At 41.2% G+C, this 15,650-nt stretch carries 12 protein-coding genes; 1 reads left to right on the top strand and 11 read right to left on the bottom strand.

What is annotated here, in order from left to right; translation table 11 throughout:
• Positions 1 to 31: 31 nt before the first annotated feature.
• From NST24_RS09020 to NST24_RS08995, 6 genes are all read right to left on the bottom strand, one after another.
• Positions 32 to 2,026 (bottom strand): glycosyltransferase family 39 protein, encoded by a 1,995-nt coding sequence (locus tag NST24_RS09020; RefSeq protein ID WP_342462577.1) that lies wholly within the window; start codon positions 2,024 to 2,026, stop codon positions 32 to 34.
• Positions 2,027 to 2,172: 146 nt separating this feature from the next.
• Positions 2,173 to 3,081 carry a trypsin-like serine protease gene (locus tag NST24_RS09015; RefSeq protein ID WP_008343827.1) on the bottom strand — a complete coding sequence of 303 codons (909 nt, stop codon included), beginning with the start codon at positions 3,079 to 3,081 and terminating at the stop codon, positions 2,173 to 2,175.
• Between the two features lie 245 nt (positions 3,082 to 3,326).
• Complete coding sequence (locus NST24_RS09010; RefSeq protein ID WP_342462576.1) at positions 3,327 to 6,470, bottom strand: bifunctional cytochrome P450/NADPH--P450 reductase; 3,144 nt, start codon at positions 6,468 to 6,470, stop codon at positions 3,327 to 3,329.
• 21 nt (positions 6,471 to 6,491) lie between these two features.
• Positions 6,492 to 7,073, bottom strand: coding sequence for a TetR/AcrR family transcriptional regulator (locus NST24_RS09005; RefSeq protein ID WP_007499369.1), 582 nt, complete (start codon positions 7,071 to 7,073; stop codon positions 6,492 to 6,494).
• A 228-nt stretch (positions 7,074 to 7,301) separates the two neighbouring features.
• Complete coding sequence (locus NST24_RS09000) at positions 7,302 to 8,012, bottom strand: DUF421 domain-containing protein (protein WP_024719095.1); 711 nt, start codon at positions 8,010 to 8,012, stop codon at positions 7,302 to 7,304.
• Positions 8,013 to 8,076: 64 nt separating this feature from the next.
• Positions 8,077 to 10,293: an RNA ligase gene (locus NST24_RS08995; protein WP_342462575.1), complete on the bottom strand. Its 2,217-nt coding sequence runs from the start codon at positions 10,291 to 10,293 to the stop codon at positions 8,077 to 8,079.
• Between the two features lie 107 nt (positions 10,294 to 10,400).
• Here NST24_RS08995 and NST24_RS08990 point away from each other — a divergent pair, with 107 nt between their 5' ends.
• Positions 10,401 to 10,592, top strand: a complete 192-nt coding sequence (locus NST24_RS08990) for a hypothetical protein (protein ID WP_035391946.1) — start codon at positions 10,401 to 10,403, stop codon at positions 10,590 to 10,592.
• Between the two features lie 13 nt (positions 10,593 to 10,605).
• Here the strand turns inward: NST24_RS08990 and NST24_RS08985 are convergent, their stop codons facing one another.
• The 5 genes from NST24_RS08985 to NST24_RS08965 all read right to left on the bottom strand — a co-directional run bounded on the left by NST24_RS08985 (position 10,606) and on the right by NST24_RS08965 (position 15,569).
• Positions 10,606 to 11,514: a DMT family transporter gene (locus NST24_RS08985; RefSeq protein WP_342462574.1), complete on the bottom strand. Its 909-nt coding sequence runs from the start codon at positions 11,512 to 11,514 to the stop codon at positions 10,606 to 10,608.
• A gap of 132 nt (positions 11,515 to 11,646) precedes the next feature.
• The gene (locus NST24_RS08980; protein ID WP_342462573.1) at positions 11,647 to 12,369 is read right to left on the bottom strand and encodes a lactate utilization protein C; all 723 of its coding nucleotides are present in this window, start codon (positions 12,367 to 12,369) and stop codon (positions 11,647 to 11,649) included.
• A complete protein-coding gene (locus NST24_RS08975) occupies positions 12,366 to 13,790 on the bottom strand; it encodes a LutB/LldF family L-lactate oxidation iron-sulfur protein (RefSeq protein WP_342462572.1) in 1,425 nt (474 codons plus the stop codon). The genes NST24_RS08980 and NST24_RS08975 overlap by 4 nt, the downstream gene beginning before the upstream one ends.
• Before the next feature lie 21 nt (positions 13,791 to 13,811).
• Positions 13,812 to 14,528: a (Fe-S)-binding protein gene (locus NST24_RS08970; protein WP_007499377.1), complete on the bottom strand. Its 717-nt coding sequence runs from the start codon at positions 14,526 to 14,528 to the stop codon at positions 13,812 to 13,814.
• Between the two features lie 189 nt (positions 14,529 to 14,717).
• Positions 14,718 to 15,569, bottom strand: a complete 852-nt coding sequence (locus tag NST24_RS08965; RefSeq protein ID WP_342462571.1) for an SDR family oxidoreductase — start codon at positions 15,567 to 15,569, stop codon at positions 14,718 to 14,720.
• Positions 15,570 to 15,650 lie beyond the last annotated feature (81 nt).

The raw sequence follows: 15,650 nt of genomic DNA, 5'->3' as shown, positions 1-15,650 counted from the left end.
AATGATCTCTTCATCATTCGCCTTGTTCTACTTAAGATATTTCATCTACTCTATATAATGTTTCGTTTTGTGAAGACATCTCGGATGGCATCCCCTCTTCAGCTGATGTGGATCGTTTATATTCTTCAGATGAGATGACTGTACCATGTGATTTAATCCAGCTAACCAATTTGCTGTTAGCTGATGACTGATTGTCTGGTAATAAAAAGTATTTCACCTTTCCTTGTTGAATAAGTGCTTTTAATTTGTTGACAGTCAAAATAGGATCTGTCCCATTAAAACCGCCTAAAGCCATGACATTCTCATCTTCATCAATGATATATGGCGCTGCGGTAACAGTCGTAAGCGTTGCAAATAAATACGTTTCACCTGTTTGATGAGCCTTTAAATAAGTGAGTAAGCCTTGATCGACACTAGATGTAAACATGTTCCCACCTCGTGAACTAGCCAGCTGTACACCTGCCTCTGGAAGAACAGCATTTCCACCATATATGATTGGGGTGGCGGACCAAAAACCTGGAAACAGTAACAGCGTTGTCAAAGCAGTGATGAGCAGTCGTTTCATGATCAATTGTTTTTCTCTGTACATCAGCAATAGGATAGCGATACTTGTTCCCGCAATGGCAATGGCATACATCCAAATACTACTGATTTGAGTCGTATAGTTACTCAAAATATACCCTTGGAAGATGGCTGTAACAGCGATTGCTGCTGGAAGCAAATACGCAGATACTCCTTTGTTTGCCTTAAATAACTCTCCCATCTTCTTAGCTCCTATGCCACATAGTGCTGCAATAGGCGGGGCAAGCATAATGAGATAGTAATGGTGAAAGAAACCCGCAATACTAAAGAATCCGGCAGCAGGAATCAGCCATGCTGTCCAAAACATCGTTTGTTTCCATTCATTTAATTGAGCTTTTCTCTCCTTCCACCAGCTGATGATCATCCCTAAAAGCCCAAACAAAGCAAACGGCAGCATCCAGCTGATTTGACCTGACAATGCAGATTGAAATAAACGAAATATACCGGGATTCCCAGTGCCATACATATTCATACTTTGTTGACCTACAGCACTTCCAGGCGGAGAACCACTACCTGAACCATGTTGAGGTGGCATCATTTGATTTTGGGATGGAGGCGGCTGATTTCTGTTTGACTGATCCTCTGACGAATTTCCTAATCCAGAATTGTCTGGCATCATCATACCTGCTTGCTGGTTCATGTCACCAAAGGATTTCCCTGTCGTCTGACCAAGCAGCCGTTCCGTGCCGTTATACCCAAAGGCAAGTTCTAACACTGAATTTGTTTGGCTGCTTCCCACATAAGGGCGCTCACTTTCAGCTGTCATATCTACAGCAACTGCCCACGATAGAGATAAGCAGACTAATACGACGATCGAGCATAAAAGAGAGAAAATTTTCTTTTTTAACGGTATGCGAGCAGCAATGAAATAGTAGAAAATAAATGCTGGAACGACCATAAACGCTTGCAGCATCTTCATATTAAATCCTACCGCTACCAAAGCGAAGGCCATAAGAAGCCAGCGCATCTTTCCGCTTTTTACAGCACGCATCAAGAAATATGTACCCGCAAGTAATGTGAAGACAAGCATACTGTCGATATTGTTCGTTCTGCTTACAGCTGCGGCAATTGGCGTGAGAGCCATAACGGCCGCTGACACCCTTGCAGCACCTTGACCGAAAGCCGGTTTTATCATGAGATAAAGAAGAAGAACAGACCCCACTCCAGCAAGTGCCTGCGGCAATATCACACTCCATGTATGAAAGCCAAAAATAAGTGCACTGATGGTTTGAATCCATAAAACGACGGGTGGTTTATCAATTGATACGAATCCAGCTGCATCAAACGAGGTATAAAAAAAGTGATGGAAGCTTTTGGACATACTTTTGACTGCAGCTAAATAATATTGATTGGCACTGTCATTCTGCCAAATTTGATAAGTGTAGAGAAAAGCTGCGATCAGTAAAATCAACAACAATATCATATCTATTTTTTTATTTTTCACTCATATCTCTTCTTTCTTTTTCATTTATTTCATTCAGCATAGCTTGTAAATATGAAATAGTGATGAACAAAAAAAGAAACTTTTCTGCATTTGACGATAAAAAAAGCCTGTCCCCTGTAAAGGAAACAAGCTAATTGTTCTATTTTTTACTGCGCCTTCGCATAGTTGATAAATTCAACAAAGGCAGCAGTCGCTTTTGGTCCGCCGTTGATCGTTCCATTTGAATAACCCGCATTATGGACCCCAACGATTTGTTGGTTCTGATCTAGCATCGCAGAGCCAGAGTTTCCGCTAAATGTATCGATCGTATAGTATGCGAGATTCGTATCTTCTCTCGTGACTGGACCTGACATTTCCCATTGTGACACTTTGCCAGTCGATCTCATTTTATCACCTGGATATCCAGAAATTTTAATCGTTGTACCTGTTAGATTTGTCACTTGACGAATAGAGCGGTAGCCGACCGTATTTCCAATGTTCGTATCTGTTTTAATGACGGCAAAATCATATTGACTCGCCCCCGTGTTGATATATCCGCTTGGTACATAGAATTCGGTCATGTTTGCTGAGCCGTTCACAGCCGTGCTGTCATTCATGCCTGGGTAGACAGACCCTTTTGCACTATAGCTTCTTGTAGCTGTATTGTAGACGCAGTGTCCGTTTGTCAATATTTTGTTTGGAGCAATGAGTGTTCCGGTGCAGCTAGATCCACCAAATGTAATATAAGCAATAGAGTTGTAGGGTGCTACTCTTGTATTCGTCACTTTTGTTCTACCATCGTCTCCAATGACTACTTTTGTTTGAAAGTCTTTTAAATATTTTGTGAGTGGTTTTACTTTTTCGCCAATAGTAGAAGAGAGATCATCCACTTTGTCAAAGGATGAGGGGGTTTTCATATCATTGTGGAAGTCAGCTGAAGAAATCACCTTTCCGTCAGAAGTCACCATGTCATAATCAGACGTAAGTACTGAATCAGATGCTGCATGGGCAAAACTAGGCACACTTAAAGCACCAAAAACGAGTAGAGAAGGGATTAATTTTTTCACCTTTTTCATCATATTCCTCCTTTATGTCCTATATCAAAAATGATACGATTGTTTCATATTGGAGTAAATGAGAGAATATTCTTATTTTTTACAAAATATTTCATTTGTAAATTAGGTGTTTCGTATCTTCCAAATATTTATTCTAGCGATCTCTCTATGAAAAAAGAAAAAACCGCCATTTTGGCGGTTTCAAGATTGTTGACAAAGGGCTAAAATGTGATTTATTTTAGCCCTTTGTCTTCTTTTCAACATGATCAGCTCCATACATCTTTTACATATCTGTTGTCATTGGCTAGAGATGTCAGCCATTGTTCAGCTGTTTCTTTCGCACACTGTTTCTCAGTCTGATACAGTTCAATAAGCGTTGCCTCGACATCTGGTGCCATGACCTTTCCATCCCCACAAATATACAGGTAGGCGCCTTTGTCGAGCAATTCAATGAGCTTGGCTCCATCATTTTTAATGAAGTGCTGGACATACACTTTTTGCTCCTCGTAGCGAGAGTAAGCACGGTGGATGGTGACGACTCCTTTTTCTTGTGCAAGCTGCATTTCGTCATAATACAGATCATCTTCATGCGGGTGGCGGCAGCCAAAATAAAGATGGGCTTCACCTAACGACTTCCCTTCATTTTGCCATGCTTCCCTTGCCTGAATGAACCCTCTAAACGGGGCGATACCTGTTCCTGGTCCAATCATGATCATTGGTATTTCAGGAGAAGGCGGCAATTCGAATCCTGCTTGAGCTTCATGAAGGAAGCAGGCCACTTCATCTCCTTCTTGCAGTCCGCATAAATAGTTTGATGCGACGCCTGCATATTCACCGCGTCCGCTCCATGATTTTCCTTTCACAACAGCTACTGTGATACTAAGCCTCTTTTCATCCACCTTTGGCGAACTGGAGATCGAGTAATAACGAGGCTTCAATCCTGGTAAAAGGGCTAAGAAATGATCAAATGGCAGTTCACATGCTTCGTATTGTTCTAGTAAATCCAGCATGGTCACACGCTTATTTAATACAGCTTCTTGATAAATGTCTCCCGCCATTTGTTCAAGTTCAATACGATGAGGTGGGCATACCGTATATTTTGCAAGTTCTCTTAGCTGAGTACGTGTCACAGGCTCTTGCAGCTCTACATGTGACGCCAGCAATTCTCCGACTTGAATTGGCTGATTTAAAGGTAAATGACTTGCTTCTTTTTCCGAAGAGAGTATCATGTGCTGCTCTGGATCCAGCTTGAAACGATCGGTCACTCGCTGAACGAGTGTTGCACTATTTTTTGGCACGATTCCGATATGATCTCCTTCTTTATAGTGCTTGCCTTCAGGTAATTGAAGTTCGATATGCCTTGTTTGGCGGGTACTTTTTTCAGATTGTAATTCTTGATTTTTCAATACAACAGCTGAAAAGGCACCGTATGTTTTAGCTACAGGACGTTCCACTAGCTCATTCGTATATGCAATGGATAGGTTTGGCTTTTCTTGGCGTTTCTCCTGCAAGGTTAAATTGAATTCTTTTGCAAGCTCATCGAAGACTGTCTTCTGGAATGTTTCTTTATCTTCATCCATATCACCGCCCGCATCGCCTTCACCAATATCCGTTACACGCTTCGCCCCTTTTCTTTCAAGTGCTTCATCAATCAGACGAGGAATACGCTGATACGTGCTCGCCCAATTTCGATCCCCGCACCCAAAGACTGCAAATGTCACGTTTGATAGATCCTGCTCCTCATCTTGCGTCACCCAATCCACAAACTGTTTCGCATGATCAGGCGGATGCCCGTTGTATGAAGCCGTTACAATTAAAACTGCGCCTGACTCTGGTAACTTCCGAGTATAATCATCAAGCGGTGCCGTTGTCACGTCAAACCCTTTTGCTTTCCCGTCTTCAGCAAATTCGTTTGCCATCTGCTTTGCTGTGCCCAAATTTGATCCGTACAAGACCAATAGCGGTGTTCCATGACTCGCTATTTTCACTTCAGCAGATGCCGTGCTTTTTGTTGGTTCTTCTTTCGGAGGCGCCATAAAGAATTGCTGCTTTCTTGGCCGCACTTTGATTTTAAAATCATTCGGCTTAATCGTCAGAGATTCTTTTAAATCCAGTTCATACGACGTATGGTCAATCAGTTCAAGGTTGTGCAGAACCATCGCCAAAACCATCGTGGCTTCATGAAGGGCAAATTGCATCCCAATACATGCACGCTGGCCATTTCCGAACGGTTTATAGGCATGCTGTGGAATTTTTTCAGGATGCATAAAACGTTCAGGCTTGAATTCTTCTGCATCCTCCCCCCAAACCGCTTGATCCCGATGTATTTTAGGAAGCAGCACACTGACACTTTGGTTTTTTTTGATCGGATATTTCCCTCCAATGACTGTATCCTCTTTCGCATAAAGAGAGAACGTAGGCGCCGTCGGCCAGAGGCGAAGTGCTTCATTTAAGACCATACGCGTATAACTTAGTTTTTGAACCTGCTTAAATGTCGGCAGTCCGCCTTGTAGCACGTCGTCTGCTTCTTGTACGGCTTTTTTTAATTTGTCTGGATTTTTTAGTAAAAAATAAATCGCAAATGACAACAATCCACTTGTTGTTTCATGACCTGCTATTAAGAAGGTAATGATTTGATAACGGATATTTTCATCTGACAGGCGTTCACCTGTTTCAGGATCCTTTGCATGTAGCATGAGAGAAAGTAAATCATTGCCCGTTTTATCTTGTTTTTTCCGTTCTTGAATAATGTCATCTACTAATTGCTTCATAAATTCAACATCTTGTTCAAATTCTTTTCTTCTTTTGATCATTAATTTATCTGCGACCGGCAATCTGCTTGCTTGATCCATCGCTTCATTTAAGCCATTCAGCATGCTTTCAATAAATGGATGTTGATTTTCTTTGTAAAAGCTGTTAAATCGAAAATCAAAACCGCATAGCCCGATCGTATCTAAAGTGAGCTTTGTCATATCCTCTGCTACTTCAATTTCTTCATCACGACCCGTTCTTTGCCATTTTTGTACAAGCTGTGTGGCAATATCGAGCATCATCTCATGATAGCCCTTCATGGCCTGCTGGCTAAACGCCGGCATCAAGATGTGATGAGCCTTTCTCCAATTCGGCTCTTCTGTCCAACTAGTGAATAACCCATCCCCTGAAAATGTTCTCACTTTATTGAGACTGCTTCCAATGAATTTATCAAAACGCCTCTCATCAAATACTTCTTTGGCAAGTTCATGGCTGGAAACAAAAATACTTGTTGCTTTTGAAAATTCAAACTGAAAGATCGGCCCTAATTCATCTGCCAGCCGCCAAAAGGTTTGAGAAAGCTCTCCTTTTTTGATATGAGGAATATTTTTTAAAGGTCCGTATGTTTTTGGTTTTGGAATGATTGATGTTTGTTGCATGTGCCCACTCCCTTTATTTCTTTATGATGCAACGCTAATGGCACGCCATAAGCATTGCTCAATATCTTCTAAAAATTCAATCGTTGGCTCAATTTCCTCTGCTAGAATCTGTTTATGAAGCTGAACGAACGCTCCAAATACAATGGATAAAATCGTTCTCCCTGAAAGATTCGGATGAATTCCATCCTTTTTGCCTTCTTCAAAAATATGAAATAGCTCATTTAATAGCTGCTGCATCTTCTCTTTACTTGTCTCATCTAAATAGTGTGAGCGTTTGTCAATTTCTAAGAAGTACAGACCACTTGGATTCTCTTTTGTAAAGAGCACTAAGCAATAAAAGACATGTTTGAAATAAGCCCTGATGCTTGCTTTAGGGTCTGGACTGTTTGTATTCACCTTGTCGATAAATGCAGTCAGGCTACGCTGGTATAAAATGTTCACAAGAGCTTCTTTACTATCAAAATAACGATAAATAGTTCCTGCTCCAACATTGGCTCTTTTCGAAATCATCGGCATCGTTGTACCGTCAAAACCCCGTTCAATAAATAAGTCCAGAGAAGCCTTCATAATCTGCTCCTGTTTATCAGTAGTTGCTGCGGGCATTTCATCCTCTCCTGTCATTTTATTAGGAATGAATGTTCATTCCGCTTGATGTATATTATATTAATATTTTAAATTCTTCTATTTATACTTAAACATACTTATTTTTCTCCGTCACTACATTTTCTGAAAATAATAATAATTGAGAAATGATACCTAGTCATATGACATCCAAATGACTTATAAATATTGGCAGTTCTGTGACGCGTGGGTGTCGTCTGAACTATATGTTCATTCTTGGTCAATTGGAGAATGGATGTGATCGTCATATGTATCAATATATAAACTGCCATTACTTGAACGAACCGCATAAACAATGTCTTTTAAAGACAGCTGCCTTTTTTGAAGTTCTTCATAGATCCACTGCTCCGTTAATTGGTTTTCTTGAAGGTTTTTCAAAATGAGCTTTCCGTCCATAATGACTTCAATGGGCATGTAACGCTCTGCCTGCTTCCACAGGTTAAGATCTTTTCGCGTGACATAATCAAATGAAGGGTATTTTTTCACTGACATATGCCCATCTGTTTCAATCATTGCAAATTCAACTTCACTAATGTCAAACACATTCTTTTCTCTGAGCTGTTGATTTAAATAATCAAGTGTATACCTCATTCCTTTCATATTCTCTTCAAGGATTTTGCCATTTTGAATCACAAGCGTTGGTTTACCGGCCATAAATCCTCTCATCTTCCGGCTTCTTAAAGCAAGTAAAGAAATGACATAAATAATGATCACAAGTGTCACAAAAGAAATGGTTGTGTGATGAAGCGGAAGCGTAGTATTAAACGCCAGGTTCGCCGCAATTGAACCTAGACTGATCGCTGCAATGAAATCAAAAATATTCATTTGCGCAATGGTTTGCTTTCCAAGAAGACGGGCACCGCCGAATAAAATAGCAAAAGCAAATATGGTTCGAAGAATGACTTCAATATGATCTGGCATTTCAGCTTCCACCTTTCGATTTCATGAAAAAAAGCCTTTTCTTTAGAAAAGACTCTTTGTTAGACTATGCATTTATTCCGTCATTATTCAAATGGCCCGCTTCCGTTTGCTCAAATTGTGAACGCAGCTCAATGATTGAGCAGTTTCTCACGTTTACTGGATCTTGCTCGAGCAACCATGTATAAAATCTTGCTTGCTCTGCTGTTTGCAAAGCCTGCATATATTTTTGGGTGGAGCGCTTATCTGCAACACGCTGTTTAATGGATCGCATTTGCTTCCAAAATTGATAATAAGGAAGCTTTAACTTGGTCATAAAGCCGCTGTTATCCTCAATGACATAGCCTTCTTCTTTGATTGTGTCATCATGTGATACAGATTGATACCATTTATAGAAAGAGGTCCAATCATGAAACACTGCCACTTGCTGTTTGCACCGCATGCCAAGCTGTTCACTGAGCCTTTTCACTTCAGCAAATGGTTCTTTTTCATAGCTCAGCTGACGCTTCACGATATCAAGTAAAATGAGTTGATCATGATCATATGTGATAATATGCGGGTCTTTCTCTGGCAAAATGACTTCAAATACAAGGGATACATGGTTGTCGCGTACGTATGATTTGATGTAATCGACCTGCACATCGTCAAAGGTCGCATAAAATAGCTCTTCGACCCAAGCAGCATGCTGATTTTGCTTCACATGTGACGTATACGATTTGGACGTAAACACCAGCTCATCTTTTATGTCATTAAACCCAACCGTGCCTAAGTATCCATTTGCTTTATCATAGACCGTCACAGGAAATTGAAAATGATTCACTAGATGCTGCATTCTGGTTTCAGGACGTTCATCAATATTAAAGAACTTATTATAACTTCTAGACACAATCTGCTTTGAAGTCATATTGATAAACAACCCTCTTGCTTTGACATTTATTTCATCCCATTGTCTTTCACTAAATGCTTTTTTGGTGAAATTAAAAGATGAAATATCGTGTGGTAGCTTTAATTCTTGTACATATTCATGCTGATCTAAATGGGCTAAAAAATCATCCAGCGTCACATTGGGCTGAACAAAGACCGGTTGCTTGTTTTCAGAAGCTCTGTAGACAGGATTGTCAATTTCATGTGTCTCAATCCCGCCTGCTGTGATTTTTAACACACGCAGCTGTCCGCCAAATTCAACCTGACCTTCGAGATTATAAGATCTTTCCGACGCTTGGATAGGCAGTCTATATAAATTGCGATGACCGTGAATTTGAATGATATCTAATCCAGAAGTATTTTGCACAAATAAGTGGTCAATGTCATCTGAATATTCACCTACTCCGTGAATAAGCTGCTGCGCTGAGACATGCAGAAGCTCTTCTGGCAAATGGGCAAGCCCACCATGGGTGACAAGAAATGTCTGACCATGATACGTAAAATAGGTGAGCTGATGAAAAGTTCTGACAAACTTCCTTAATTCTTTTAGGTCAAAACCTGCTTCCGCAATTTCAAGCGCAGTATGACGGTTAAACATATTACTTCTCACTTTTTCTTCATGTGCATATTTGTAAAGATGCTGATCATGATTTCCTTCAATGACGATCACATTGCGGCATTCTCTATGTGCCAGCATCCATTCTAAAACTTCCTTGTTTTCTATTCCTCTATCAAGCAAATCACCTGCAAAGATATAAAGCTCGTTTTCTTTCAAGTCTCCTTGCAAATAAGTATTTAGAGCTGTGTAACAGCCGTGAATATCACCGAATACGTGAATGGCCTCATACTGATCAAAAGATCTGGGCTGATAAGTCATAATGGCTGGATATTCCTCAGGCGTCAAAACGGTTACCCATGAAGGCACCTTCTCTGTCTTTAACCGTTCATTCATTTGATATAACACAGATTCCTTCACTACTTTGTGCGGCTCTCGACCTCGATTTTGCAGCAGGGATGTTTCAAGAGGCACTTGCGTAAAATCGACGACATACACTCTATAGCGGTATGAAGTAGCTAATGATTTATACTGCGAAATGGACTTACTTGTGACATGTGTTGCATCAATGACAGTAAAGTCTCCTCGTTCCATTCGGGCTGTGAGGAGTTCAAATAATAAAGACCAGACTTTATGATCATGTGTGCTTGAAATTTCCGGTTTCCCATTGACTGATAACTGCGGAGGCTGGGTTAACAGACGGATTTGATCCGCTGATAATGTATATGGTTCTAAGCCTTGTTCTTTGATCCAAGTTGATTTACCTGCACCTGGGAGACCTCGTAAAAGGACTAAAGTTCTCATAATGGTTCTCCTTTAATGAGTGATATTTTACCTATTATAGATAAATTATGGATAAATCTCAATCTTTTATTGATTATGGTAATATATAGATATAAGGAGGGTTACACATGCCTAATGAAGCGAATACTGCATTCAACATTGGGGATATCGTATTTCAAGTATTTTCTCTTCTATTCATTGCATTGATCGTGACCATCGTTGTCATCGCGATTCGAATGATAAGAAGAAAACAAGTGGAATTGAAGAAAGTCGAGGCTAGATTAAACAAAGTAATTGAAAAAAATCATTTAAAAGAGTAAAAAAATCCGGGAGTTAACCGGATTTTTTTGTTGTCATCACGATTCCTTGTCGCTGCTGCATCAAAAAGAAAAAGACACCTAAAAGGACAAGAAGACCACCTAACATTTGCAGCAGCGTGACTTTCTCTCCAAGCAGTAAAACAGCGAGTATCGTTGCCCCAACAGGTTCGCCTAGAATACTCATTGAAATAGTTGTCGCATTCACATAGGTTAACAGCCAGTTGTTAATGACATGGGACATGGTAGGGATAATGGCGAGCAGTAAGAAAATCCCCCATTCTTTACCCGAATAGCCTACAAAAGGCGTTTGCTGTATAAGGTTAAATAAAATTAAAAAAAGGCCGGCAAAACCAAATACACAAAAGCTATAAATCCAATGAGATATCTTTCTCACAGCTTGTTGACCGATTAATAAATAACAAACAACAGCGATTACACTGAAAAAGGATAAAATGTCTCCTATAATGGCGTCTTGGCTATGTCCGACATCCCCCCATCCGATCATGAGCGCACCAACAATCGCCGCACACATTGTGAAAATGGCTGACTTCGTTGTTCGTTCACGAAAAATGAGAAATCCGCCTAATAATGACACCATCGGCTGAAGTGCAATGATGATTGTAGAGCTCGCCACTGTGGTGAGCTTCAATGAGCCGAACCACAAAACAAAATGGAGCCCTAAAAAGAAACCTGACATACATAAGAAAAACCAGTCTCTCCGCTTTAACGAGACAAGCTCTTTTTGACGCGGCAGAATAAACGGAAGCATCAAAACCGCCGCAAATATCATTCGATACATACTTAAAATAGCAGCAGGCGCACTTGACCACTTCACAATAATGGCCGAAAACGAAATCGCAATGATGGAGATCACAAGCGGCACCGCAATCGACTTCTTTGGAGCATTTGTCTTCATTTCCATTAGCAGCTTCCTTTACATCAGCAGTAGATGAGCTTCTCATCTTGTATGACGTCATCTTACTATGACTATTCGCCTAGAGGCAAGATGAATTTTAAGAATGTTTACATAAAAAAGGCTTTCTTCACGAAAGCCTCATTCCTCATCTATTAATACATAAACAGCCCGCACCGGCCCATGAACACCAACCACTAAATTCATTTCAATATCGGCAGAATTACTTGGACCTGATATAAAATGAATGGCGCCTTTCGTCTGCTCTCCTTCTTCTACTAAGCGATGAAGAGCTGAAGCAGCATGAATCATCCGCGGGACAATTGTGCTTTTTTCAATACATACGATATACATCATCGGTAAAAAATGAAGTGCTCTCCCTTGACCTTGATGGGAGGAAAGAACAACCGTTCCGGATTCTGCAAGTGTGTAATCACTGAATACCACTGCATATTTCGCTTGTTCTGCCTGCCTTATATTTTCTTCTCTTGATGTATCTGCATTCCAGCTAGTGACTGAGATTCCTTCTTTCTGCAAAGCTTGAAACATAGGATGACATTCATATTGTGCAAAACGTCTATCGCTCGAAGTCATCACAGGACCTTCTCCATACTCTTTCATCAATAATCGTAACGTTGAGGGTGCTTCTTTTGGCGTTGTTTCTACCACTCTCGTATGAATTTGCTGACATTGCACCTTCAATTGCTCTATCAATTCTTCTTTCGACAGACCTTCATTTGTTTCCCAATTGACTCGATGCTTCCAAACCGGACGCCGAATAGATGCAGGCTTGGAGGAGCTTTTGCCTAATTGTTGCTGGATATGTGCTAAAAATGGATCTCGATGAGAAATGGTACCTTTCATTGCCGCTCCTCCTTTTGTTTCTTTTTAAACCAATCCCGAAACCTTTCTTTGCTTGGCGCTGGGAGGTCACGAATTTCTGTCCAATTCTTTAAAGGACCCGCCCCTTTTGAAATCTGTCCGTTTGAAGCCATACGTTTCAAGAGCACAGGGGCTGCTTTTGTTCCAAATCGATACATTCTAGGAGTGGATGCGCCCATTCCGAACATTTTCATTGCCATCATTTCCGCTTTAGGCGCTCTCCCCTCTTTTTCAACGATGACTTGTCGATGTTTGATTAATAATTCGTGAAGTGGAATTTTCACTGGACAAGCATCTGTACAGGCTGCGCATAAACTTGAGGCGAAAGGAAGCTCTTGGTAGTCGTCATATCCTCCAAGTAGCGGCGAAAGAACAGCGCCAATCGGACCCGGGTAAATTGATCCGTACGAATGACCGCCAACATGCCGGTAAACGGGGCACACATTGATACAGGCTGCACACCGAATACATTGCAAAACTGGCTGAAATTCCGTCCCTAATATATTTGACCGTCCGTTATCCACAATGACCAAATGAAACTCTTCTGGTCCATCGACCTCTCCTTCTCCTTTTGGTCCCACGACAGAGATATAGCTTGTTAACTTTTGACCGACTGCGCTTCTGCACAATAGACCGACAAGGACATCGAGCTCTTCCATCGTTGGTACAAGCCGCTCCATCCCCATGACTGCGATATGTGTCTTTGGAATGGACGTGACAAGATCCGCATTCCCTTCATTCGTCACAAGACAAATCGATCCTGTGTCAGCCACAGCAAAGTTACAGCCCGTCACACCAATATCTGCTTCAAGAAATTTTTCTCGTAACAAAGCTCTTACAAATTTGGTCATTTCTTCAGGAGTCTCTGACATATCATATCCAAGCTTTTCGTGAAAAACTTCCCGTATTTGTTCTTTCGTCATATGAAGGGCTGGTGCCACGATATGTGAAGGTGGTTCATGGTCATCAACTTGAAGAATATATTCTCCAAGATCGCTTTCAACTACCTCGCAGCCAATCTCTTCTAGCGCTTCATTCATTTCAATTTCTTCTGTGACCATTGATTTTGATTTCACGATTTTTTTTGCTGTTTTTTTTTGTGCTACATCTTGGATGTACGCCGATGCCTCTTCCTTTGTTTTTGCAAAAAACACATGACCTCCACGTCTACTCACGCTCTCACTTAATTGATATAAGTAGTCATCAAGATGGGCAAGTGTATGCTGCCTGATGTCCTCTCCAAGTTCACGCCACTTTTCCCAGTTTCCAAGCTCTTCACTTGCAGTCATCCGCCTTTTATACAGACGCTCCTGTGCTGAGGAAACAGCTCCTCTCATCACAGCGTCTTCTAATCCTTCGCCGATCCGCTCTTTAAAAGCCTTCTCTCCAATTTTCATACTCATGTGCCGTTCCCCCTCTTAGCTTCAGCGGCTATTCAACACTTCTGCGATATGCATCACTTTAACTGGCTTATGAAGACGATTCAGCCTTCCTCCGATATTGAGCAGACATCCACAGTCAGCACCTATGATATATTCAGCGCCTGCCTCCTCTATGCTTTGTACTTTTTCATCGACCATCTGCTCAGAAATGGGTGTCATTTTGATTGAAAAAGTTCCTCCAAATCCGCAGCAATTTTCAGCGCGAGGTAATGGTTCCATCACCAAATCTTTGACATTTGACAACAGTGTGAAAGGCGCTTCCTTAATTCTAAGCAGTCTCGTCATATGGCAGGAGGTATGATAGGTGGCTTTTCCTTTCAAACTCGCTCCTACATCTGTTACATGTAATATATCAACAATAAATTCCGTTAATTCATATGTTTTCGCAGCAAGTGCCTGAGCACGGGCGAACCACGCTCGGTCTTCTTTAAAAAGGTGCGGATATTCTAAAAACATGGCCTTACAAGAACCTGATGGTGTGACGACATATTCAGCTGATTCAAAGGCTTTCATCATATTTTTGGCCGCTTTGATTGTTTCTTTTGTATAGCCGCTGTTAAAGGCGGGCTGCCCGCAGCACACTTGTGCTTCAGGGAATTCTACTTCAACACCGAGCCGCTCTAACACCTCGACAGTCGCCTTTCCTACATGTGGCTGCATCGTGTCAATTAAACAGGTGACAAATAAACTGACTCTCATCGGCGAACTTCCTTTCTTTTGCTGCACCTTGATTTATGTCTGGTCATCTGATGACTAAATAATGGACCTTCATTTCATTTTAATCCCAAATTTCTGAAATTTCAATGAACGGATTTGTCTAAAATTTGGACATCATGTTTGTGAAGGTACATAAAAAAAGCGCCCTTTTTACAGGGCGTTTTGACATGTTTATTTTGAAATCATTTCACGTATTCCGTCTTCAAGAGGTGTTAAAGAACGGCCTAATAGTTTTTCGAAATCATGGCTTTCGACTGCTAATGCCCCATCGCGAATTCCGCTTTGCATCGCTTTGACAAATGGAACAGCTTCTTTCGGTACACCATTTGACGCTAAAAATTCTCCAAATGTATCTACATCCATGTGTTCTACTTTGATTTCTTTCCCGCTCACGTTGCTAACCATTTGTGCAAGTTCAGTATGTGTACGAAGCGGTCCTGACAATTCATAGATTTCCTGATCATGTGCCGGCAGTGTTAACGCATTTGCTGCTGCTTCTGCATAGTCATTTCTTGTTGCCCAGCCGACTTTACCTTCACCAATTGGGCTGATAAACGGCGCTCCGTTGACTGATGCCAGAATCGTATCTTTTTCATTTTCCACATACCAATTGTTTCTTAAAAAAACATGGGGGATGCCAGAGGCCAAAATCGCTTCTTCTGTTTTTGCATGGTCATGTGCTAGGTTAAGCTGACTTTCTCTTGCATTGACAACACTTGTATAAGCAATAAATGATACATTCGCTGCTTTCGCTGCTTCGATGGCATTTAGATGCTGCTTCACTCGTTCTCCATCCCCAGACGAAATGATCAAAAGACGGTCAATCCCTTGAAACGCTGATTGAAGTGTATCCGGCTGTGTGAAGTCTCCTTTGCGCACATCCACCCCAGCTTCCTTTAGATGTACTGCTTTTTGCGGATTTCGAACACTGACCGCCAATTGTTCAGGTGGTACTTTTGCGAGCAAATGTTTGACGACGAGCGATCCAAGTTGTCCTGTTGCACCTGTCACTAATAATTTCATTAATTTGACCTCCTCATTTTTCGTTCAACGGTGATGTTTCATGTATGAAGCAGCTGGTTTCTTGCATCAGATCATTCGTTA

Origin of the sequence: Bacillus sp. FSL R5-0286 (assembly GCF_038593245.1) — a bacterium.
Taxonomy (GTDB): domain Bacteria; phylum Bacillota; class Bacilli; order Bacillales; family Bacillaceae; genus Bacillus; species Bacillus altitudinis.
Note: the sequence above shows the minus strand (reverse complement) of the source record. Positions and strands in the feature narration are given on the sequence as shown.

Bases quoted from the DNA above. Each gene is read 5' to 3' on its own strand.
- NST24_RS09015 (WP_008343827.1), bottom strand. From the start codon at position 3,081: ATGAAAAAGGTGAAAAAATTAATCCCTTCTCTACTCGTTTTTGGTGCT.
- NST24_RS09010 (WP_342462576.1), bottom strand. From the start codon at position 6,470: ATGCAACAAACATCAATCATTCCAAAACCAAAAACATACGGACCTTTA.
- NST24_RS09005 (WP_007499369.1), bottom strand. From the start codon at position 7,073: ATGCCCGCAGCAACTACTGATAAACAGGAGCAGATTATGAAGGCTTCT.
- NST24_RS09000 (WP_024719095.1), bottom strand. From the start codon at position 8,012: ATGCCAGATCATATTGAAGTCATTCTTCGAACCATATTTGCTTTTGCT.
- NST24_RS08995 (WP_342462575.1), bottom strand. From the start codon at position 10,293: ATGAGAACTTTAGTCCTTTTACGAGGTCTCCCAGGTGCAGGTAAATCA.
- NST24_RS08990 (WP_035391946.1), top strand. From the start codon at position 10,401: ATGCCTAATGAAGCGAATACTGCATTCAACATTGGGGATATCGTATTT.
- NST24_RS08985 (WP_342462574.1), bottom strand. From the start codon at position 11,514: ATGGAAATGAAGACAAATGCTCCAAAGAAGTCGATTGCGGTGCCGCTT.
- NST24_RS08980 (WP_342462573.1), bottom strand. From the start codon at position 12,369: ATGAAAGGTACCATTTCTCATCGAGATCCATTTTTAGCACATATCCAG.
- NST24_RS08975 (WP_342462572.1), bottom strand. From the start codon at position 13,790: ATGAGTATGAAAATTGGAGAGAAGGCTTTTAAAGAGCGGATCGGCGAA.
- NST24_RS08970 (WP_007499377.1), bottom strand. From the start codon at position 14,528: ATGAGAGTCAGTTTATTTGTCACCTGTTTAATTGACACGATGCAGCCA.
- NST24_RS08965 (WP_342462571.1), bottom strand. From the start codon at position 15,569: ATGAAATTATTAGTGACAGGTGCAACAGGACAACTTGGATCGCTCGTC.